At 36.1% G+C, this 21,412-nt stretch carries 22 protein-coding genes; 6 read left to right on the forward strand and 16 right to left on the reverse strand.

What is annotated here, in order from left to right; translation table 11 throughout:
- Window positions 1–2 precede the first annotated feature (2 nt).
- The 3 genes from ACEPXD_RS14580 to ACEPXD_RS14590 are packed head-to-tail and all read right to left on the reverse strand — an operon-like array spanning window position 3 to window position 2,063.
- Window positions 3–935, reverse strand: a complete 933-nt coding sequence (locus ACEPXD_RS14580) for a PLP-dependent cysteine synthase family protein (protein ID WP_391117070.1) — start codon at window positions 933–935, stop codon at window positions 3–5.
- Window positions 936–941: 6 nt separating this feature from the next.
- The gene (locus ACEPXD_RS14585) at window positions 942–1,412 is read right to left on the reverse strand and encodes an S-ribosylhomocysteine lyase (RefSeq protein ID WP_391117072.1); all 471 of its coding nucleotides are present in this window, start codon (window positions 1,410–1,412) and stop codon (window positions 942–944) included.
- A gap of 12 nt (window positions 1,413–1,424) precedes the next feature.
- Window positions 1,425–2,063, reverse strand: a complete 639-nt coding sequence (locus ACEPXD_RS14590) for a class I SAM-dependent DNA methyltransferase (RefSeq protein WP_391117074.1) — start codon at window positions 2,061–2,063, stop codon at window positions 1,425–1,427.
- Window positions 2,064–2,257: 194 nt separating this feature from the next.
- Between ACEPXD_RS14590 and ACEPXD_RS14595 the strand changes: the two genes are divergently transcribed.
- Window positions 2,258–2,509 (forward strand): hypothetical protein, encoded by a 252-nt coding sequence (locus ACEPXD_RS14595; RefSeq protein ID WP_391117076.1) that lies wholly within the window; start codon window positions 2,258–2,260, stop codon window positions 2,507–2,509.
- Between the two features lie 100 nt (window positions 2,510–2,609).
- Here ACEPXD_RS14595 and ACEPXD_RS14600 read toward each other — a convergent pair whose 3' ends face one another.
- Window positions 2,610–3,215, reverse strand: a complete 606-nt coding sequence (locus ACEPXD_RS14600) for a protein kinase (protein WP_391117078.1) — start codon at window positions 3,213–3,215, stop codon at window positions 2,610–2,612.
- A 202-nt stretch (window positions 3,216–3,417) separates the two neighbouring features.
- Here ACEPXD_RS14600 and ACEPXD_RS14605 point away from each other — a divergent pair, with 202 nt between their 5' ends.
- A complete protein-coding gene (locus ACEPXD_RS14605) occupies window positions 3,418–3,699 on the forward strand; it encodes a hypothetical protein (RefSeq protein ID WP_391117079.1) in 282 nt (93 codons plus the stop codon).
- Between the two features lie 171 nt (window positions 3,700–3,870).
- On the opposite strand, the gene ACEPXD_RS14610 is transcribed toward ACEPXD_RS14605, so the two are convergent.
- Genes ACEPXD_RS14610 through ACEPXD_RS14625 form a run of 4 tightly spaced genes read right to left on the reverse strand, consistent with a single transcriptional unit; the run spans window position 3,871 to window position 6,626 of the window.
- Window positions 3,871–4,623 carry a hypothetical protein gene (locus ACEPXD_RS14610; protein ID WP_391117081.1) on the reverse strand — a complete coding sequence of 251 codons (753 nt, stop codon included), beginning with the start codon at window positions 4,621–4,623 and terminating at the stop codon, window positions 3,871–3,873.
- A gap of 1 nt (window position 4,624) precedes the next feature.
- Entirely contained in the window at window positions 4,625–5,380 is a 756-nt protein-coding gene (locus tag ACEPXD_RS14615; protein WP_391117083.1) for an ABC transporter permease, read from the reverse strand.
- Window positions 5,377–6,102: an ATP-binding cassette domain-containing protein gene (locus ACEPXD_RS14620; protein WP_391117085.1), complete on the reverse strand. Its 726-nt coding sequence runs from the start codon at window positions 6,100–6,102 to the stop codon at window positions 5,377–5,379. The genes ACEPXD_RS14615 and ACEPXD_RS14620 overlap by 4 nt, the downstream gene beginning before the upstream one ends.
- Entirely contained in the window at window positions 6,099–6,626 is a 528-nt protein-coding gene (locus ACEPXD_RS14625) for a GNAT family N-acetyltransferase (protein ID WP_391117087.1), read from the reverse strand. Before ACEPXD_RS14625 ends, ACEPXD_RS14620 begins: the two co-directional genes overlap by 4 nt.
- Window positions 6,627–6,753: 127 nt before the next feature.
- On the opposite strand from ACEPXD_RS14625, the gene ACEPXD_RS14630 reads away from it, so the two are divergent.
- Complete coding sequence (locus tag ACEPXD_RS14630; protein WP_391117088.1) at window positions 6,754–8,109, forward strand: amino acid permease; 1,356 nt, start codon at window positions 6,754–6,756, stop codon at window positions 8,107–8,109.
- 160 nt (window positions 8,110–8,269) lie between these two features.
- On the opposite strand, the gene ACEPXD_RS14635 is transcribed toward ACEPXD_RS14630, so the two are convergent.
- The 7 genes from ACEPXD_RS14635 to ACEPXD_RS14665 form a co-directional block, all read right to left on the reverse strand.
- Window positions 8,270–10,246, reverse strand: coding sequence for a S9 family peptidase (locus ACEPXD_RS14635; RefSeq protein WP_391117090.1), 1,977 nt, complete (start codon window positions 10,244–10,246; stop codon window positions 8,270–8,272).
- Window positions 10,247–10,360: 114 nt separating this feature from the next.
- The gene (locus ACEPXD_RS14640) at window positions 10,361–11,908 is read right to left on the reverse strand and encodes a fatty acid--CoA ligase family protein (protein WP_391117092.1); all 1,548 of its coding nucleotides are present in this window, start codon (window positions 11,906–11,908) and stop codon (window positions 10,361–10,363) included.
- A 126-nt stretch (window positions 11,909–12,034) separates the two neighbouring features.
- The gene (locus ACEPXD_RS14645; protein ID WP_391117094.1) at window positions 12,035–13,972 is read right to left on the reverse strand and encodes an FtsX-like permease family protein; all 1,938 of its coding nucleotides are present in this window, start codon (window positions 13,970–13,972) and stop codon (window positions 12,035–12,037) included.
- Window positions 13,944–14,717 carry an ABC transporter ATP-binding protein gene (locus tag ACEPXD_RS14650; RefSeq protein ID WP_391117096.1) on the reverse strand — a complete coding sequence of 258 codons (774 nt, stop codon included), beginning with the start codon at window positions 14,715–14,717 and terminating at the stop codon, window positions 13,944–13,946. Before ACEPXD_RS14650 ends, ACEPXD_RS14645 begins: the two co-directional genes overlap by 29 nt.
- The gene (locus ACEPXD_RS14655) at window positions 14,677–15,723 is read right to left on the reverse strand and encodes a sensor histidine kinase (RefSeq protein WP_391117098.1); all 1,047 of its coding nucleotides are present in this window, start codon (window positions 15,721–15,723) and stop codon (window positions 14,677–14,679) included. The genes ACEPXD_RS14650 and ACEPXD_RS14655 overlap by 41 nt, the downstream gene beginning before the upstream one ends.
- 1 nt (window position 15,724) lies before the next feature.
- On the reverse strand, window positions 15,725–16,429 hold the full coding sequence (locus ACEPXD_RS14660) for a response regulator transcription factor (protein ID WP_391117100.1): 705 nt from the start codon (window positions 16,427–16,429) through the stop codon (window positions 15,725–15,727).
- A gap of 86 nt (window positions 16,430–16,515) precedes the next feature.
- Window positions 16,516–17,508 carry a lipoate--protein ligase gene (locus ACEPXD_RS14665; RefSeq protein ID WP_391117102.1) on the reverse strand — a complete coding sequence of 331 codons (993 nt, stop codon included), beginning with the start codon at window positions 17,506–17,508 and terminating at the stop codon, window positions 16,516–16,518.
- 122 nt (window positions 17,509–17,630) lie between these two features.
- Between ACEPXD_RS14665 and yhfH the strand changes: the two genes are divergently transcribed.
- Window positions 17,631–17,756 (forward strand): protein YhfH, encoded by a 126-nt coding sequence (gene yhfH, locus ACEPXD_RS14670; RefSeq protein ID WP_391117104.1) that lies wholly within the window; start codon window positions 17,631–17,633, stop codon window positions 17,754–17,756.
- 206 nt (window positions 17,757–17,962) lie between these two features.
- Here the strand turns inward: yhfH and ACEPXD_RS14675 are convergent, their stop codons facing one another.
- The gene (locus tag ACEPXD_RS14675) at window positions 17,963–18,742 is read right to left on the reverse strand and encodes a DeoR/GlpR family DNA-binding transcription regulator (protein ID WP_391117106.1); all 780 of its coding nucleotides are present in this window, start codon (window positions 18,740–18,742) and stop codon (window positions 17,963–17,965) included.
- Between the two features lie 270 nt (window positions 18,743–19,012).
- On the opposite strand from ACEPXD_RS14675, the gene ACEPXD_RS14680 reads away from it, so the two are divergent.
- A complete protein-coding gene (locus ACEPXD_RS14680; protein WP_391117108.1) occupies window positions 19,013–20,071 on the forward strand; it encodes an LLM class flavin-dependent oxidoreductase in 1,059 nt (352 codons plus the stop codon).
- Between the two features lies 1 nt (window position 20,072).
- A complete protein-coding gene (locus tag ACEPXD_RS14685) occupies window positions 20,073–21,026 on the forward strand; it encodes an ATP-grasp domain-containing protein (protein WP_391117109.1) in 954 nt (317 codons plus the stop codon).
- Window positions 21,027–21,412: the final 386 nt, after the last annotated feature.

A 21,412-nucleotide genomic window follows, 5' to 3' on the forward strand; every position in this document is an offset into this window, starting at 1 on the left:
TATTATTTCTCCTCCTTGAATAATTCATATACGTTTTGACTTAAATAACGTTCACTTGAGTCTGGAAATATTGTTACAATATGACTTCCTTCATTTGCAATTTCCGCTTCTTTCATTGCCGCATAAAACGCTGCTCCAGAAGAACTTCCTACTAACAAACCTTCTTCTCTAGCTAATGCTTGTAGATGTGCAAATGCCTCTTCATCACTCACTGTATGAATAGCATCAAAATATGAACGGTCCATGAAGTCCGGTAAAAATTCCATTCCAATTCCTTCTGTCACGTGCGAGCCTACAACTCCTCCATTTAAAATGGATCCGACCGGCTCTACTATTACGGTTTTAACATCCACTTTTTGCTCTTTTAAGAAAGTAGCTGTCCCCATAAATGTCCCACCTGATCCAGCACCAGCAACAAACACATCAATTTGTCCTTCTAAATCTCGCCATAATTCAGGCCCAAGCGTTTTTGTATACGTGGCAGGATTTGCGGGGTTCGAAAATTGAGATGGCGAAAAAGCATTTGGAATTTCATTCACTAATTCACGTGCTTTCTCAATTGCACCTTTCATTCCAAGTGCAGTATCTGTATTAACAATTTTTGCACCTAACGCACGCATCAATGTTTGTTTCTCTACACTAAACTTCTCAGGAACTACAAACATTACTTTATATCCTTTTCCGATTGCAGCAAGCGCAATTCCTATTCCCGTATTCCCTGCAGTTGGCTCAATAATCGTGCCACCAGGTAAAAGTTTCCCAGATTTCTCTGCGTCCTCAATTAAAGACAATCCGAGACGATCCTTCACACTACCACCAGGATTTAAATATTCGAGCTTGGCAAATATCCGGCAATTATTAGGAATGGGAATATGCGTGATTTCCACAACAGGTGTGTTTCCGATCAATTCTTGTACACTACGAAAGATATTCATTTACGTTTACGCTTCCTCTTTATAAATTTGTCGCCATTCATCTTTTTTCGCAAGCATGTCAGCAGCAATTTCCTTTGCACCTTCTAAGCTATGGCTAGCAGCCCATCCACACTGCACTTCATTACACGCTGGAACTTCTGTCGCTTTCAACACATCTTGTAATGTCTTTTCAATAATTTCTAAAATTTCATCATAGTTTGTATGATTAATAACAGATAAATAAAAACCAGTTTGGCATCCCATTGGGCTAATATCTACTACTTGCCCGGTATAATTACGAATATTTTCAGCCATTAAATGCTCCAATGAATGTAAGCCAGGCATTTCCATATGTTCTATGTTTGGTTGTTTAAAACGGATATCATATTTATAAATTTCATCGCCATGAATGCCTTCTTTTGTTCCCGCTAATCGGATAAATGGTGCCGCAACTTTCGTATGATCTAAGTTAAAACTTTCTACATTCATTTTTTTCATTTTCATCGCTCCTTATTTTTTCGTTGCATCCATCAACCAAACAAAATCATTCATTTTTAGAAAGCTTACTTGAAATCCTGCATCATCAAATAGCTTTGTTAAAGTTGGAATAGTCGTATAGTATTCTCTTTCTAAATCGTCTGCCACGTTATGAAAACCACGATTTCTTTCCTTAATTATTTGCTCATTTTTTGCGCCATCTGTAATAAAAACAGTATCCGCAAAAACTACTTTTCCATTTGCCGGAAGCAGCTTCGCATATGTCTTTAGTGCTTCTCCTTTTTCCTCATCCGTTAAATGATGAAAAACATACGAGCTAACAATTGCATCTATATTTTCTGTTACTACATTAAATTGAAGTAAATCCCCATCTATAATATTAATTGCAGGAAATCGATCTGCAGTTACTTGACGCATCTTCGTATTAGGTTCAATACCAATAACCGAAATACCTGCTTCAATTAGCTTTGCAGTTAAATTTCCTGTACCAGTACCAAATTCAATAACCGTACCCGAAACACGTTTTGCTACTTCACTTAAAATAGTTTCATAGCCTTCGAATACATCGCGATATTCCGGATCTTCACCTGAAACAGATGCATCATAAGAGTATGCCCATTCATCAAAAATTTCTACAAATTCTCTACCCATCATCAAACTCCTTTTAGAAACATATTATTCCTAGTTGAATACTTTGTTTTAGGCTTAATATTAATAGTTATATCATAATAAGGGAAATTGTCAAATAAAAAAAAGCTCCTCCAAAGTGGAGAAGCCCTTTTACAAATTTCCAAAATATGAGATGATGCATATAAAGAATTCTAATTAATTTAAGGGGTGTTTTTTTGAATTTTTGGAAGTATTTTTTTGCAGGAATAATCACAAAAATAATTGTGGAAATGACGATATATAAGCTGGATTTCTTTCAATATAATTTATTTAAATATTTTAATTGGCTATCTTTTTTCAGTTTTTCAGTAGAAACAATAATCTTTGCAGCAATTTATATCATGGTATTTTACATCCTAACAAACTTCGGCACGTGGAAGATGCGTGTAAAATATGAGCTTGCTCAGAAAAGAATTAACCAAGAATAATTCATCTGCGATTTACGCAATAGCAAAAATAGTCGCTATTGCATAGACGCTATTTTGTAGTTTCATTTTTTTCTATATTCACAGAAGTTTAAGTATGAAACTATTGCTTCCCACAAGCAAAGCACCTTCTATTTAGATCCGTATCACCGTAAATTCGAAGTTCCTTTTCTTCTCCACATTTCATACATTTTTCAAAATATACTTGTGGTAAAATACCATCTTCAGCTTGAGGTACCCATTCCCTTTCATATAATGTTTTTGTCATTCCATAATCTATTAATACAAAATGTCCATTTTCATTTAAGCCATAATTACCGCTATCCTTTAGATCAAAACCATCATATTCCTTGTCGATTAATTGTATTACAGCTTTCAATTCTTTTGTAAATCTTAAATCTTCACTTATTTCAAGATCATATGATTGTTCGGAAATTAATGGCAGGTTAGAATAATATTTCTGTATAGAGATCTGCTCATCTATATAAACGATTTCTGCTACATATTTAGTTAGATCTTGCATATTTAATTTTGTAAAAATGTTGTATTCATTTTGAGACTGTTTATAGCCTATAGGATGTAAATGTTGTTTGATAACATAATTTTTATATCGAAATACCTTTCTTGTAGAACCAATACCAACAAACATATCATTTGTACAAAGATTATGAAGGTTGTCTTTAATAAAGCCAATATCTGTTTCTAGCATGTTTTCTCCTTTCAATAGCAACCTGATGTTTCTTTAAAGAGAAAATCCCTGGAAAATGCTGTAGTCACCTTTAAATACGTTAATATTTAGATATAATTGCCGGTTAGGTGGATAAAATGGAATTGGCCTTTTGAAATAATTATACCAATATTCATGTGAAAAAATTAAAGGTTTATATGATCAATGAAAGGAGAAATCCTAATTGAAGAAAAATTTCAACAAAATTTTAGGTGCAACATTTATGACTCTTAGCGGTTTGTTCTATACAGCAGAAAGAATTGCAGAAAGAGTGTCCGATTCACTTATTGAATCTGGGTATGCATCCCAAGGTATGTCTACAAGTGGGTTAGTACATTTCCCAGGTTTTTTTGATAACTTTTTTGTTTGGTTATTTTTTTTAATCGGTTTCTTGCTATTCATTTATGGTTTTTCAAAGAGGTTTGTAGATATATTAATTAAGAATTTACTCCATAATGACAAGTAGAAGTAGTCAACCATGCAATTTTTCCAACTAAATGCTCTAAAATTCCAACTAAAACAGATCTAATTTCCAACTAAAAGGATTTTCAGTAAAAAATGCAGCGAGGAATTCAATCCTCACTGCATTTTTATGTAAATTCTAGATAGATTGAATGTAAACCCAGTGACACATAACTCATTCTTCTACATACTTTCTCAAAATAGGCTCCAAGTAGTCTTCTTTTAAAGATAGGTCATTTTGAATAAATGATTCTACGCTCTCTCTATTCAGCGAGACTAAAAGAAATTCCTCGAATTCGGGCTGTTCCCCTTTTTCTATAAGACTCTGATTATGCCTTTCGAATAATATTTGCATTTCTTCGGCAGTATAGTCGACTTCAAGTTCAAACATCACTGCCCAAAAATCATACGTCCCTTTATTCTTCACAAATTTGGGCATGAAAGATTTAGTGTAGGCTGATCCAATATGCAAGCCCATTTCTTCTTCTAATTCTTTTCCAATACTTTTCTCCAAGTTAAATACTGAGTCATCTAAATCGGCCTCTTCTAATCCTCCACCTGTAAATTGCAATCGTCCAGGTGTTGCTGTATTTTGATTCATCCGCCCGAACGCTATATGATTATCATTCGTGATAACGGCTACACATGTGAAAATGACCTTGCAAGGATACGAACAGTCTTCATTGCGAATCGTGTATAAATAGTGTTTATAGTCTGTTTTCACTACTGTTACTTGGAGTTCTTCTGGTGTTTTATTGATTTGTGTAATCGTAAATACTTCTCCGTTCCGTAAGTGAGGATTTTGCTTTATTTGTGTATCCCAATATTTTTGGTGCTGCTCCCGAATATTTAATGGCAATCGTAAAGGTGTTGGATCATATGTAACAGTAACTTTCGCAGGTGTTTCTTCAATTAATATAGGCTTCATTTTATTGCCTCCAATTCTTTAATTGTAGGTCCTTTGTAAATAAGTTTTTATAACAAAGCACACTCAGCAGCATACTAGTAATTGCGGATGAACTAGTAAATACGAAAATGATTAATAGTTGGTAGCGAACTGCTTCTACAGGGTCTGCTCCAGCAATAATCATTCCTGTCATCATTCCGGGAAGTTGGACAAGTCCTACCGTTTTCATAGCATCAATTGTTGGAATCATACTGAATTTGACGGAACGTTTTAGTACATCTTGCACAGCTTGTCGACTCGTCGCACCAAGTGAAAGCAATGTTTCGATTTCCCCTTTGGAGCTTTCCGTTTCCCGTTTTAATTGCGTTAAAAATAAACCACAAGCAACCATTGCATTGCCTATTGTCATCCCGCTCAGTGGAATGATGTATTGAGGAGTTGCTTTGATAATGTGCAAACTAAGTAAAAGTCCCATCATTAGTATTTCCATCGTTGCAATTGAGAGAATGATCCTCCAAACGACTCCTGTCATGCCTTTTGCCCTTTTTGCAGCATTTAAAGCAGCAACGACAATCATGATACAAATAATCAATACAATGAAAAGTAAGTGCTTCGATTGAAATACAAATTGAAGGACATACCCGACCGCTAAGAGCTGAATAGCCGCTCGAACTGTTCCAATCGCAATGTCCTTCTCCAAATCAAGCTTTTGCCAAACAGAAACCAGCATCGTTATGACAACAAATAATAAGGTAAAGCTTAATGCTAATAAACTCATAATGTCACCGAACTAACCAAGCTTTGATTCTCAAAAAACTGTTCTGTCTTTGAATCTATCGCCAATTCCCCATCTTCCATATACCAAATACGATCACTTATCTTTTTTGCTTGCTCCGCATCATGTGTAACCCAAATAAAAGACGTTCCTTCTTCCGTATGGAGTTTCATTAATAGCTGTTCCACATACTCCTTACTTTGCGGATCAAGAGATGCTGTGATTTCATCAAGAAGTAGAATAGAAGGTCTTAATAATAAGGAGCGAACTAATGCTACCCTTTGCTTTTCACCACCAGACAAATCTATTGCTTGTTTTTCCCATTCCAAATGTTCAAGCCCTACATCCTTCATTAGGCATCGTGCAAAACTTTCATCAAATGCACGATTATGTAAGTTACTCACAGTTGTTAAATTATCCATAATTGTCCCTGGAAGCATGACTGATTGCTGAGCAACATAAGATATATTCATACGCCAAGCACGAGTATCCATGTCTTTGGTAGAAAGTCCATTGAATCTAACTTCACCACTATCGATAGACTCAAGCTGAGCAAGTATTCGAAGTAAAGTACTTTTCCCTTGTCCAGATTTACCGAGTAAAGCAATGCGTTCCGGCTGCTGTATGGTTGCTGTAATATGAGCAAATAAAAAAGGGCGACTATTCTTTTCATTCGTATCCCAATAATTTTTTGTCACCTTCTTTAATTCCAATAAAGCCGTCATACTCTTTCTTCCCATTCTTCTCTCAATATTCCCATTCGAATAGAGTCATAATATAACCCATTATAGAAACAACATTTGCGAAGTCGCGCTTCCATTGTCATGCCTAACTTCTCACCAACTTTAATCATTCGATCATTCCCAGACCAAGTTGTATAGCCAATTCGTACAAGTGGCAGGTCATTGAATAAATGCGTGATCCACATACGGATTGCTGCTGTTCCTATCCCACCATTCCAAAATGCTGGTTCATAAATGATTATTCCCATTTCAAGCCAAAGGGAAGCTTCGTGCTCCCAGTAGTAACATAATGATCCCACTAGTTCTTCGTCTACATAAATACCCCAGAAGTCTTCTTGATTTATATATTGATCTTTTTTCTCTAAAAATTGCTCTAATGTTTTCGGCTCGTAAGGAATATAAGGGGCATCCCATTTTTTCCATGCTGGTGATGATTCCTTTGCACTAAGTTCCCATAATCGCAGAATTTCTTCTTTTACTACAGGTCTGATTGTTACTTCTTTCAATTCTATGCCCCCAACCTATTCGTATTTACCTAATTTTATCACAATATCGATAATATAGACTGTTCCCTTCATATACTTAATTGTGGTAGATTGTTGTATAACATAATAATAAGGAGTGACATAAACATTGGGTGGAAATCAGCAATTACAACGTGGGTTGGAACAACGACATATCACCTTAATGTCTTTAGGTGCAGCTATTGGGGTCGGTTTATTTTTAGGTTCCGCTACAGCTATTAGGCTAGCAGGACCTGCAATTCTTATTTCATACATAATTGGTGGATTTGCTATTCTAATTATCATGCGTGCACTTGGGGAGATGGCCGTGCATAATCCAGTTGCAGGCTCCTTCAGTAGATACGCAAAAGATTATTTAGGTCCTCTTGCTGGGTATATTACAGGTTGGAATTACTGGTTTTTATGGGTAGTTACATGTATGGCAGAGATTACCGCAGTAGGCGTCTATATGAAAATGTGGTATCCAAGCACACCGAGTTGGATTTGGGCATTGGCCGCGCTTGTCATTATGACCATGGTTAATTTAATCGCTGTAAAAGCATATGGAGAGTTTGAGTTTTGGTTTGCTCTTATTAAAATTGTTGCCATTTTAGCAATGATTTTTGTTGGTCTAGGAGTCATAATTTTTGGACTTGGCAATGGCGGAGTTGCTGTTGGTATTAGTAATCTATGGTCGAATGGTGGTTTTGCCCCTAATGGTGTCAAAGGTATTTTGATGTCCTTGCAAATGGTGATGTTCGCTTATTTAGGTGTTGAAATGATCGGTGTGACAGCTGGAGAAGCAAAAAATCCGAAAACGGTCATTCCTCGTGCAATTGACACTGTTTTTTGGCGAATACTATTGTTTTATGTTGGTGCATTATTCGTTATCATGTCTATTTATCCATGGAATGAAATTGGTAATAATGGAAGTCCATTCGTCTTAATGTTTGAGAAAATCGGAATTGGCCCAGCAGTTGGTATTATTAACTTTGTTGTATTAACGGCAGCATTATCGAGCTGCAATAGTGGGATCTTCAGTACGGGTCGTATGTTATTTAATTTAGCGGAACAAAAGCAAGCATCTGCCTCATTCAAGAAAATTAGTCCAACTGGCGTGCCTTCGAAAGCAATCGTGTTCTCGGCCGCATTATTACTAGTAGGAGTGATCTTGAACTATCTAGTCCCAGAAAAAGTATTTATATGGGTGACAAGTATCTCTACATTCGGAGCTGTTTGGACTTGGGGAATTATTTTATTATCTCAGTTAAAATTTCGTAAAACCCTTTCTAAAGGGGAAGTTTCTAGGCTAACCTATAAAGCATTATTATATCCACTTGGTTCGTATGTAGCACTTGCCTTCCTAATATTAGTGCTTGGCCTCATGGCGTACTTCCCAGAAACACGAATTGCGTTAATCGTGGGACCAATATGGATTATTGGATTAGTGTTTGTCTATTTTAAAAATGGGTTCGATAAAAAGTGATTCTCTTGATAGATTGATCGATTCGGGTCTGAGATTGATCGATTAATAGCCAAGATTGATCGATTGTCCGTAAAGATTGATCGATTGTCCGTAAAGATTGATCGATCCACCCAGAAAAGCCCTTCATTTCACATTAGAAATGAAGGGCTTTTCTCTATGCTCAAATGTACTTCTCAAACCATCCAGTGATTTGCTCTAAACGAGTTAATCGTAAATTCGGTAAACCAGTACGTGATAAATTGTGATCCGCTTGAGGGAAACGGACGAAGCTTGTTTCTTTTCCCATTGCTTTTAATGTAATGTATAACTGTTGCGCTTGTTCAATTGGGCAACGGTAATCATTTTCACTATGCAGAATAAGCAAAGGTGTTTCCACATTGGAAGCATATTTTAATGGTGATGCATCCCAAAGCTTGTTAATATCGGTCATGTCAGCCCCAATTTGCCAAGGTGTAAAGTAATACCCAATATCAGATACTCCGTAAAAACTAACCCAGTTGGAAATAGATCGCTGTGTTACAGCAGCTTTAAAACGATTCGTATGCCCAACAATCCAATTCGTCATAAATCCTCCGTAACTTCCTCCAGTAATACCTAGTCTTGTTTCATCGATCCAGTCGTTTTCTTTTAACACATAATCTAGACCTGCCATTATATCTTCATAATCTCCGCCACCATAATCTCCGCGAACACCATCCACAAATGCTTGACTATAGCCGTGACTTCCACGTGGATTCACATATAAAACGCCATATCCTTCTGCAGCTAATAACTGAAGTTCATGGAAAAATGTATTCCCGTACATAGCATGAGGTCCTCCATGTATTTCAACAACGAAAGGATACTTTTTCCCTTCCTCATATCCTGCGGGCTTCATCAACCAGCCATACACATCCCATTCATCAGCACCTTTATATACAATAGCCTCTGGTTCGACAAGTTCGACATCATTTACAAAGTTTTTATTAAAGTGTGTAAGTACAATTCTTTCACCAGTCGACAAATTCTGCTTAAATAATTCCCCGGGAAATATCGTGTTGCTTATTGTCAGAAGAGCAAATGTTCCTGAAGCATCCACATCATACCCATATATATGCTCGTCTTCTCCTGTAGCAGGATATAATTCTCCTTCTAATGAAGCGAAATAAAGACGAACATCTCCCATAGTCGATACTTGGAAGTACAAATGATTATCATCTGTCCATACGACATCCGGCGCACTTGCCCCTTGTTGAAAGTCTGCTACGGAAAGATCTCCAACTGGTGCATCAAGCCCTTCCGTTAATACTTGACGATTCCCTGAGTTCACATCATATACATAGACCTCTGAATGCGTCGCATTTTGAAAAGTTCGTTGCATTCCAACAAATGCAATATACTGATCATCCTTCGAAAAAGAAGCGCCACCAAAGTATCCATCTTCATTTATTATTTCAGTTTCTTCCTTCGTTTCCGCATCTACAAGATAAACGGGTTGGCGGAATGAAAAATCTTGATCCTCTTCACGATTCACACCGATTACAAGTTTCTTTCCATCATGAGAAACGGCTTGTAAATTATAGTTAAAGTTGCCTTCTGTAAATTGAATAATTTCTTCTGAATCTAACGTAATCCATCCAATATGGTTATACATTTCTTTCGGTAAAAGACCTGCTCCATCTGCATGGTATTTCATTTTGTCTACAACATACGCTTCTGGCAATTTCTTCTCTTCTTTTTCAGGTTCATCTGCCCACTTTCTTCCTTCTTTTAAGGTAGCAGAAAACCAAATTTTTGTTCCACAAGGGGACCATAGAAAACTAGAAACCCCATTTTCTAAATCAGTTACTTTCTTCGATTCTCCACCACTTGCTGGAAGAATATAAACTTGATTCTTCTCTTCTCGATTAGATAGAAAAGCGATATATCTTCCATCATTCGACCACTGAGGAGAGTATACGCGTTCTTTCTTATATGTCCACTGAGTAATTTCTTCTGTTTCCATATTTAAATGATATAAATATGCATAGTATTTATTATCCTTTTCATTCATTTGTGTTCGAATAAACACTGCTTCTTTCCCATTAGGTGCTAGTACAGGGCTTGCAATAGAATGCAGTTCAAATAAATCTTTTACCTCTAATTTTCTCTTCGTCATAAATACATCCTCACTTTCAATATCCTTCTTTGTTTTATTTCGACACTCGAAATCATTTCCCTGCTTACTTCATAAAAAAACTACTCCTTTTTTAGGGAGTAGCCTACTATTCTATTAAATTGTTTGTTCTTTTAATGATCGACGTAATATTTTACCTGTCGTATTTTTAGGCAGTTCTTCTAAAAACTCGAATCGTTTAGGCACTTTATATTTTACTAGTTTTTCAGCGCAATAATCATGAAGTTGTTCTTCTGTTAGGGATTGGTCTTTTTTCACTATGAATGCTAGTACTGCTTCTCCAAAGGTTAGATCTGGAACACCAATTACGGCAGCCTCTATAATGCCTGGATGTTCAAATAATACTTCCTCTACTTCACGTGGATATACATTATATCCTCCAACAATAATCAAATCTTTCTTGCGGTCGACAATATAGAAATACCCTTCCTCATCTTGTCTTGCAAGGTCTCCTGTATACAACCAGCCGCCCCGGATTGTATTTTCCGTTTCCTCTGGCATTTTATAATAACCCTTCATAACATTAGGTCCTCTCACGATTAACTCACCAACTTCTCCTACCGGAACTTCTTCGCCTAGCTCATTCACTATTTTATTTTCCACATTCACAATGTTTGTCCCAATTGATCCAGGTTTGCGATCTCGGTCAATTGGATTGAAACAAGTTACCGGAGATGCCTCGGATAATCCATAACCCTCAGAAACGCGAACGGTAAATTTATCTTCAAAATTATGCAGTAACGCTACGGGTAAAGAAGAACCTCCAGAAATCGCTAAACGAATTGTTGAAAAATCTTTTACATTTCCTTCTGGGAATTGATACAAAAAATTATACATGGTCGGAACACCCGCAAATACGGTGGCTTTGCATTCTTTTGCTATAGAGAATACATCTTGTGGGCTAAATTTAGGAACCAATAAAATCGTTGCACCCATTAACAATGGTGCATTTACAACAACCGTAAGTGCAAAAACATGAAATACTGGAAGTGTCGCAATGATTCGATCCTCCGGTTTGAAACTCAGATACTCTGCAACATCGCGAGCATTCGAATAGACATTTTTATATGTAAGCATCGCACCTTTTGGTTGACCAGTTGTCCCGGAAGTATACAAAATTACTGCGTTGTCATCGTCTAAAACTTTTACCGGTTCAGCATTTGGTGAACTGTTACTGATTAACAATGTAAACGATTTCACTTTACTTTTTAAAGAATCAGGTAATGCTTCTAATTTATCTGCTGTGTCAGGTTGTGTTTCACAAATGATATAGTTTTCGACAGAAGTAAATATATCTGCTCCCTTTTCAACTAATGGGAGTAATGCGTCCATTGTAATAATTACTTTTGCATCACTATTCTTTACAATATAGCTAATTTCATCTGGCGTATAAATTGGGTTAATCGGAACTGCTGTTGCCCCAATATGCATAGTTGCATACAAAGAAATGAGGAAATGTGGAGAATTACCTAATAGAAATCCTACATTATCTCCCTTTTCAATTCCAAGTAGTTGAAGTGCACTTGCAAATCGTTCGACCGCTTGTTGAAATTCTGCATACGTAGTATCTTTCCCCAAAAAATGATACGCAATTTTTTCTGGATACTGCGTAGCATTTTGTTGAACACGTGAAATTAAACTCATCTGCTCATCTCCCATCTTAAGCTTGAATGAATACTCATTCATTATCTATTAATTCATTATATAAATAAAGTTTTGACTATTCAATGATTAAAAAATTTTTTTTTATTAAATAAAGCACCATGAAAATCATGATGCTTGAATATGCGCTATATATCTCCAGCGTATTAAATAAAAATAAGAAACTTGAATAACCGTGAAAGCAATCAAAACAAATAACATCTCTTTAGCAATGGAAACCGCCGCTAAGTCTACCCAAACTGCTTGCAAGTAAATGAATGAAAAAGTACTATGCACCATGGCAAGCCCCCATGGCAAAAAGAATTGAGGGATCAATTGACGATTCACAACCTTCACAAGTTCTTGCTCAGTTACCCCCATTCGCCGAAGAACATCGTATTGCTTCTTGTCTCGCTCTAGGTCTGTGTACAATTTAAAATAGACAAAGCTTCCTGCTGCTAGTAATAGAACTGCTGCTACAAGTAACCCCGTAAATAATAACAAAGAAAACGTAGAACGAATGATGGAATAATTTAAACCTGGATTTACAAAGTAAAACGGATTTGGATTTTTGTTGGTTGTTCCCATAGACTCGACCAATATTTTATCTATGTCCGTTCCAATATTTTTTGTTCTAAGCCATTCGGGAACATGAAAGGCGTAAAAAGTTTTGTACGATTCCTTAAGTCCATGCCCAAAAAGTGGCTCTGTGATAAGTTGATAATCTTCATCACTAATAATAATTGTTCGATGCTCAATAACGAAAGTTGGAAAAATGAATTGCTTATATTCTCCTATCAACTGGATTGGTACACTGCTCTCTTCTAGAACAGTTTGTTCCTCTTGTTGAGTAAGATTGCCAAAATCCTCTTGCGTATTCGGTACTAATAACGCATCACCTTGCTTCAAATCAACTAATGGGAATTTCAATGCAATTGCTAAACTATTCACTTCAGATTCTTTGATCAGGTTTACTCTTTCATGTGTATTGGAGGAAGTTTGTTTTTTGACATTGAATTTCACTAGCTCGTAGGATAAGTTTTCGCTTTGTAGTTCTTGTGTTATTTGCATAATATGTTTTTCTTCAAAAGGATTATCCCACTCACTCGCGTAAAAAATGCTCACGGGATTTAATTCATGATATTGCGTTGTAAACGATGTAAAGGAAGTAACTACTCCTACAGACAAAAAAGCAATCGTGGATACAATTGTTACAACGAAGAACATTCGGGCATTTTCACGTATTTTAATGGCCCCTTCCGCAAACGCAATTAAGCGAAATGGATGCCAATAAAAGCTCTTCCTTTTACGTAAAAGAATAATGATATACAACATACTATCTGTAAAAAATAAGTATGTACCACTTACAGCCAATACTATAATAAGAAAAGTAATCCACAAAGACATCTTTAATAGAGATAGTATAACTAAACTGTAGGAAGTTAGCAGTAAAACTAAACCTACTATTGCTTTCCACTTTACATATCCGGCTTGTTCATCAAACTTCCCATAACCCTTTAATAATTGAATGATTTCTTTTTTTCGAATGAACACAACACTGCTAATAGAAATGATAACAAATAAGGATAAGAAAACAATAATCGTTAATGTAAATGGCTTCCATGACAAATAGAGAGGGAGGCTGTCTAGTAAAAATAACTCTCGAATAACCATAAAGAAAAATTTAGAAAACGAAAATCCCCAAAAAATACCGACTGTAATAGAAATAGCACCTAATATCATCGTTTCTAAAAAAATCAGTCGATTTAACTGGTTTTTTTCCATTCCTAAATTGAGTAATAAGCCAAACTCTTTAGACCTTGCTTGCAGAAAAGCACTCATCGAATAAAACAAAAAGAACAATGTAAAAATAATGAGTATAATCTCTGCAATAAGCATTCCACCAAATGCAATATCTCTTAAAAATTTGTCCTCAATGTTCGGATGAAACATTAACATCGTATACATAAAAAATACCATGACAGAAAAAATACTCGCCATAAAAAATGCTGCATATACGCGACTATTCCGAATTACATTATGATAAGCGAATTGTCGAAAGGTCATTTACATTTCCACCTAATAAAGACAAGACATTTAAAATTCGTTGAAAAAATGTTTGTCTTCGATCATCTTTATAAATTTCGTTAAAGTATTCACCATCTTTTATAAAAAGCACTCGGTCGCAGTAACTGGCTGCAACTGGATCATGCGTAACCATAATAATTGTCGTCTGATTCTTTTTATTCACTTGCGATAATATTTCTAAGACGTCCTTTGCAGATTTTGAATCTAAATTTCCGGTTGGCTCATCTGCAAGGATAATAGTTGGTTCATGTATTAATGCACGACCTATCGCTGTTCTTTGTGCCTGTCCACCTGAAATTTCGGTTGGTCTTTTTTCTAAAATGGAAGTTAAGTCAAGGTGGGCTGCAATTTCCTTCACCCTTTGTTTCATTATTTCTACAGGTTGCCCATCAAGCGTTAAAGGTAGAACCATGTTTTCCTCCACAGTTAAGGCAGTAAGTAAATTGAAATCTTGAAACACAAAACCAAGTTGTCTTCTTCTAAAAAGGGATAAATCATTTGTGGTAAGTTGTAAAGGATTTGTACCATTAATCCTGATATCCCCCGAAGTAGGTATATCAATAGTGGAAATAAGATTTAGCAATGTCGTTTTTCCACTACCAGATGGCCCCATTACTGCAAGGAATTCTCCTTTTTCAACTTCAAAGCTTAGTTGATTAATGGCTAGATGAGCTACCTTTCCCTCATATACTTTCGTCACTTCTTCTAGTGTTAATATCGACATCTTGCTCGCTCCGTTCTTCTTGTTCTTGCTGTTTAAACACGATTGAGACGGTCGTTCCTTCACCAACTTTAGTAGTAATCGTCATTTCATGTCCAAGACGATTGCAAATTTCTTGTGCTAAATATAGCCCCATACCTGTAGATTCGCCTGTTTTCCGACCATTTTCCCCCGTGAAGAAAGCTTTTGTTACCCTTTTTATATCTGAGGTAGGGATACCAATTCCTTCATCTCGAACAGAGAAAATGACATGTTCATCCTTAATCTTCGTCTCAAAATAAACTTTTTTATTTTCCTCAAAAGTATACTTCACAGCATTCGTTAAAAATTGTGCGATGACAAAACGAAGCCATTTTGTATCCGATGTAACAATACAATTTTCATCGATCGAAATCACCGGAAACACATGATGCCCTATAAATAAGCGTTTGTTTTCCGTCACAACTAGGCTAACTAATTGTTTTATATCCACTTGCTCTATTTGCATATCCTCTTCAAACGTATCTAATCTTGCATTCATTAATACAGCATCTAATCCTCTTTTTAAACGATCCGTTTCTTCGGATACACTTATAGAATCGACTTGATGATCGTTTTGTGCCATCAGCTCTAGTACGGAAATAGGTGTTTTCATTTGATGAACCCAGCTATTCATAAATTGTAGATGTCTATTTTGCGTTGCATATAATAATTGCACTTCTTTCTGATAAAGCCGGTAAATATGCTGCAAGTACATTTCCACCTGTTTAATTTCCGGTGATTGAGCTTCTCGTTGCAAAACCACTTCAATTTTTGTTGGAACGGAAAGAATCTTTTTATAAAAAGAATATTTCTTTACAAACAACGTTCCTAAAAAAGTAATCGTTAATATACTACTAATAACAATTGAATATATTGCTGTATCTAAGTTTCGAAAACCATCTAGCCAATATAAGAGCATAATAAATAATACTAATAAAAATTGAAAAATAAGAAAGGTTACATGTTCTCGTATAAATAATCGGAACATATTAAGATTCCTCCGAACTTAGGATCAATCGATATCCCGCTCCTCGAACCGTTTCAATCGTAGACGTGACATCATAATCTGCGAGTTTTTTCCGAACACGAGTCATATTCACGTTGAGCGTATTTTCATCTACAAATGACTGATCATCCCATAATTCTTCTAATAACTGCTCTCTTGTAACGAGCTTTGGGTAACTTCGCATAAGCAGCTCTAATATTGTACATTCTTTCTTTTGTAGTGGTATTTCCTCTGTTGCTATATGCAGTTCCATTCTCTCTAGAAATAAATGAAGTTTTCCTACCTTAACAATACGTTCTTCTTGTTTTGCAGCATATTCGCCATATGTTCTTCTTAAATGGCTTCGTATTTTTGCAAGGACGATTTCATAGTGAAAAGGTTTAGTTATAAAGTCATCTCCACCATTTTCTAAAGCAAAAACTTGGTCCATTTCTCCTGATCGTGCGGAAACAAATATAATAGGACACGTTGTAAATTGACGGAGCTGGCGGCACCAATAATAGCCATCATAGGATGGTAAATTTACATCTAATAATATTAAATGAGGGTCAAAATCTTCAAATTCTTCTAAAATGGATTCGAAATTTTGTATAGTATGCACTTCATAATGATATTTACGTAATGTTTCTGCAAGTAATGCAGCAATTTTTCGGTCATCTTCCACAACTAAAATACGATGTGTCAACATACGGATCCTCCTCGCCAATTAGTCTCTCTCTATCATATCAAAAAAGAGCCCAACATACGTTAATATGTTAGACTCTTCCATAATTATTAGTAAATAAGTTGAACTAAATCTTCCAGTGAAATACCACCAAAATACTTTGGTACATCAATATTTTCAAGTGCTTCTTCAATTGCTTGCTTACTGTAAGGTTTACCAGTGAGTAATTTTTCTACTTCTTCCATGTCACCTACACCAAAGAAGTCTCCGTAGATCTTCACTTCTTCCATAAACCCTTTATTCACTTCTAACCGCACATCTACACCGCCTGTTGGAAAACGGTGGGAATGCTTCATATTAAATTTAGGTGATTTTCCGTAATTCCAATCCCATTGTTGATAGCGTTCTTCCGAAAGTTTATGGATATTTTCCCAATCTTCCGCTGTGAGCTCCCAATATTGTATATTCTCCGCTCCACCGAATATGGAAGACAAAATTTCAGATCGGAATTGTTCAATTGTCATCGGTTCTTTTAATAATTCAGCAATGTTTGTCACACGGCTTCTGATTGATTTTATTCCTTTTGATTCAATTTTTTCTTTGCTTACTTTTAAAGCAGAAACGACCGCATCAATTTCTGTATCGAACAGTAGCGTTCCATGGCTAAACATTCTACCTTTTGTAGAGAACTGTGCATTTCCAGAGATTTTTTTACCTTCAGCTAAGATGTCATTTCGTCCAGACAGTTCTGCATCAACACCCATTTTCTTAAGAGCGTCCACCACTGGTTGTGTGAACTTTTTAAAGTTACGGAAGCTGTCTCCATCATCTTTTGTTAAGAAACTAAAATTCAGATTCCCTAAATCATGATACACGGCACCGCCACCAGAAAGTCTGCGTACCGGAATAATTCCGTTCTTTTCCACAAATTCAGTATTAATTTCTTCTATCGTGTTTTGATTTCTCCCAATAATGATAGAAGGTTCATTTATGTAAAACAACAGAAAAGAGTCTTTTTCTACATCCATTGTTTTTAATGCATACTCTTCAATTGCAAGGTTAATACGTGGGTCAGTAATCCCTTTATTATCAATAAAATACATCTTCATCTCTCCTTTATTTTATTTTAACCGAAAGTCCAAATAATATGTTGACAAATGCTCTTGTGTTATAATACAATCCGTATAACTTAAACAGTTATATAACAGATGGAGGTGGAACAACTATGTTAGAAAACGTAATTGAATTTTTCCGTAACCTGCCTGAAAAAAAATGTGCTAAATGTGGCGAGACTATAGAAGAGCAGCATGAGTGCTATGGAAACCTATGTGATCAATGTAATACCCTTTAATTATGGGAAAAAGCCAACTAGAATTAATTTCATTTCTAGTTGGCTTTTCTGCTTTATTTGCGTTATGCCCAGGTTAATTTGCGTTAATCGACTTTGAACTTGCGCTATAACTAGATTAATTTGCGTTAAGCAACCTTGAAATTACGCTATACGCGATACGACTAAAAAACGCCTATCTCACTATTCTTGAGATAAGCGTTTACTTTTTATGAAAGTGCTTCATTTATTCCAGCAATAATTACTTCAATTCCTTGAGCTCTAATAATATCGATATTATCATTGGTGGTCTCTTCATCTGTAATGATCTTATCTAGTTTATGAAGCGGATACATTTTACTAAAGAGATCCACTCCAAACTTTGAGTGTTCAATAAGTCCTATTACTTCTTTAGAGTTGTCATAAACGGTTTTATGGAAAATGGACACTTCAGGCGTCGCTGTGCTCAAGCCCCTTTGTGATAAACCACCACCTGTTGCAAAACATAAATCAATCGTGAATTGGCAAGCAAATTCATTAGCCAATGCATCCGTCATATTTCCTGAACTCTTCACTTCCCCACCAATCAAATATAATTGAATATTATCCACCTCACGCAAATTATATGCAACTTCCACAGAATTCGTAATAACGCTGAAGGATATATCCATAGGTAAATACTTGAGCATCACAAAATGGATTGCCGCTCCACCGATAAATACAGTTTGCCCTTCTTTAATAATAGTCGCTGCACTTTTTGCAATTGCGTTTTGAAATAACGTTCCTTCTCCATACCTCTTATAAGGAGGTTGGGGCATCGTTCGTACATTAGGAATGGGAATTGCCCCTCCATGTGTTCTTTTTAGTAACCCTTGATCTTCCATTATCGATAAATCACGACGAATGGAATCAAGGGAAAGATTGTATTCGTTTGCTAATTCTTTCGCTAACAAACGACCTTCTTTTTTCAACTTCTCTAAAATCTGTTCACGTCTTTCTTCGGAAAACATTTATTCATCCCCTTTTTCTAAATTGTTATTCCAATTTCATGTTTGTTAGGGTTTCCCCCAATATTTCTTCCATTACATTCTTATTATTTCATGTTTGTTCATTTATATCAACATTAATCAGCTTTAATATTCATTTTTATTCTTGTTTATACGCGTTTCGAATTACTAAATAAATAAACCTCATATCCTATTGTTCAAAGCATAGTATTATGGTAGGATTACTTTTAATTAAATATTTCTGAATATATAAAAAGTGAGGAGTATTCTTACATGAGATATGGTTTTTGGTTACCGATTTTCGGAGGATGGTTACGAAATGTGGAAAAGGAGACAATGCCCGTTTCATTTGAATATGTAAAAGAGTTGGCTCAAAATGCGGAGCAATGGGGATACGACTTAACATTAATCGCGGAACTAAACTTAAATGATATTAAAGGAATAGATGCTCCTGCTTTAGATGCTTGGTCAACTGCAGCTGCTATTGCAGTAGTGACAAATAAGCTAGAAATATTAACAGCGATTCGCCCTGGTTTTCACAACCCTGCATTGTTAGCTAAAACCGCAACTAATATCGATCATATTAGTGGTGGCCGTTTGTCATTAAATGTTGTATCTGCTTGGTGGGAAGAAGAGGCAAGACAATATGGAGGCATCTTCACTGCTCATGATGAGCGCTATGCTCGTACAGAAGAGTTTATTTCCGTATTAAAGGGTTTATGGTCAGAAACTCCTTATTCATTCAAAGGTAACTTCTATGATTACGAGAATACCTATTTAGAGCCTAAACCTGTACGGAACAAACATATCTCGTTATATGCGGGTGGTGAAAGTGAAACAGGAAAACAAACAATCGCAAACACATGCGATTCCTATGTTATGCACGGCGGTACAGTAGAAGAAATTGCGGAAAAGATTGCAGATATGAAGCAGCGACGTCAAAACTTTGGAAAAGAACCTTTAGAAAATTTTGGGATGGCAGCTTACATTATTTGCAGAGATACAGAAAAAGAAGTGCAAGAGGAACTTGCACGAATTACTGATGTAACAGAAGGATCAGCTGGCTATGCAGGCTATAAAGACTTTGTAAGCAAGTCACATTTAAATGTAGACATTCAACTGCAAGATTACTCGGTTTCGAATCGTGGGCTACGTCCAGATTTAATCGGAACACCTGAACAAATCGCTAAAAAAATTGTCGCATTTGAAGAAGCAGGGGTCGATTTATTAATTTTACAATTTTCACCACAACATACCGAAATGAAACGCTTCTCCGAGCAAGTGATGCCACTAGTTGAACAATTTAAACAAGATAAGCAAAGGGGCAATTAATATGTCAAAAATATATGTGATACATGAAAACGATGAATGGACAGTGCATCTAACTGATCGATTAGAAGAATTAAACCTTCCCTTTGAACTTTGGCATTTAGATGAAGGAATAGTAGATTTAACTTCTGAACCACCAAATGGAGTTTTTTATAGCAGAATGAGTGCATCCTCTCATACACGTAACCATCGATATGCTCCTGAATTAACTGCTGGCATTCTTACTTGGCTAGAGTTTCACGGTAAAACTATTTTTAATGGTACAAAGGCATTGCAGTTGGAAATTAGCAAAATTAATCAACAACTCGCTTTAGAAAAGGCAGGTATACGTACCCCGAAAACAATTGGTGCGGTAGGACGAGATCAAATAATACGAGCTGCTAAAAAAATTGGTGTGTCTTCATTCATAACGAAGCATAATCGTGCAGGCAAAGGATTAGGGGTGCAATTATTTCATTCAATTAAAGCCCTTGAAAACTACTTAGATAGTAAAACCTATGAGCACCCAGTTGATGGGATCACACTCATCCAAGAATATATACAATCCCCTGAGTCCTTTATTACAAGAGCGGAATTTATTGGTGGAAAGTTCGTCTATGCAGTGCGTGTTGATACATCGAATGGATTCGAATTATGTCCTGCGGATGCCTGCCAAATAGATGACTTATTTTGCCCGGTCGGTGAAGAAAAAGAAGAAAAACCAAAGTTTGAAATTATTCAAGCTATTAATATAGAGCAAATCGATAGGTATGAAGCATTCCTAGAAGCGAATAAAATTGCTGTAGCCGGTATTGAATTCATATCTGATGCAAACGGTACAGTATATACGTATGATGTGAATACGAATACAAACTACAATGCGGATGCAGAAGCGAAAGCCGGAAAATATGGCATGCTGGAGCTAGCTAAGTTTTTAGAAAAAGCATTGCTGAATGAACAAAATGAAATAACGGTGTAACAAGAAAAGCGAAAGCACCCTTTAAGTGCATCTTGTCTCCTCCATTTCCCGAGTGTTTTGGACGAAACATTTGCTCCTGCGGTTACTCGTCGCAAAAAAATTTTGGCTACACTATTACCGGGGACTTTTTGTGGATTGAGAAGTGACTGTGTCACTTCTCAATCCATTTTTTTCGGTATTCTTGTGGCGGTAGTTTGTCCTTCGCCCTCTTCTTATCTTGGCGAGTGTTCACGAAACTTGGGAAACCGCAGATAAGTTAAGGCTGAGGAACTTCGCATTCTAAGTTACAAGATTATACATGTTATTTCATAGAAAATAAAAATGTACATAAAAATGAGCTGGGAAATGTATCTCCAAGCCCACTGTATTTTTTTTCTATTTTTTAC

It is taken from the genome of Psychrobacillus sp. L3, assembly GCF_042945595.1.
In the GTDB taxonomy this organism is placed as follows: domain Bacteria; phylum Bacillota; class Bacilli; order Bacillales_A; family Planococcaceae; genus Psychrobacillus.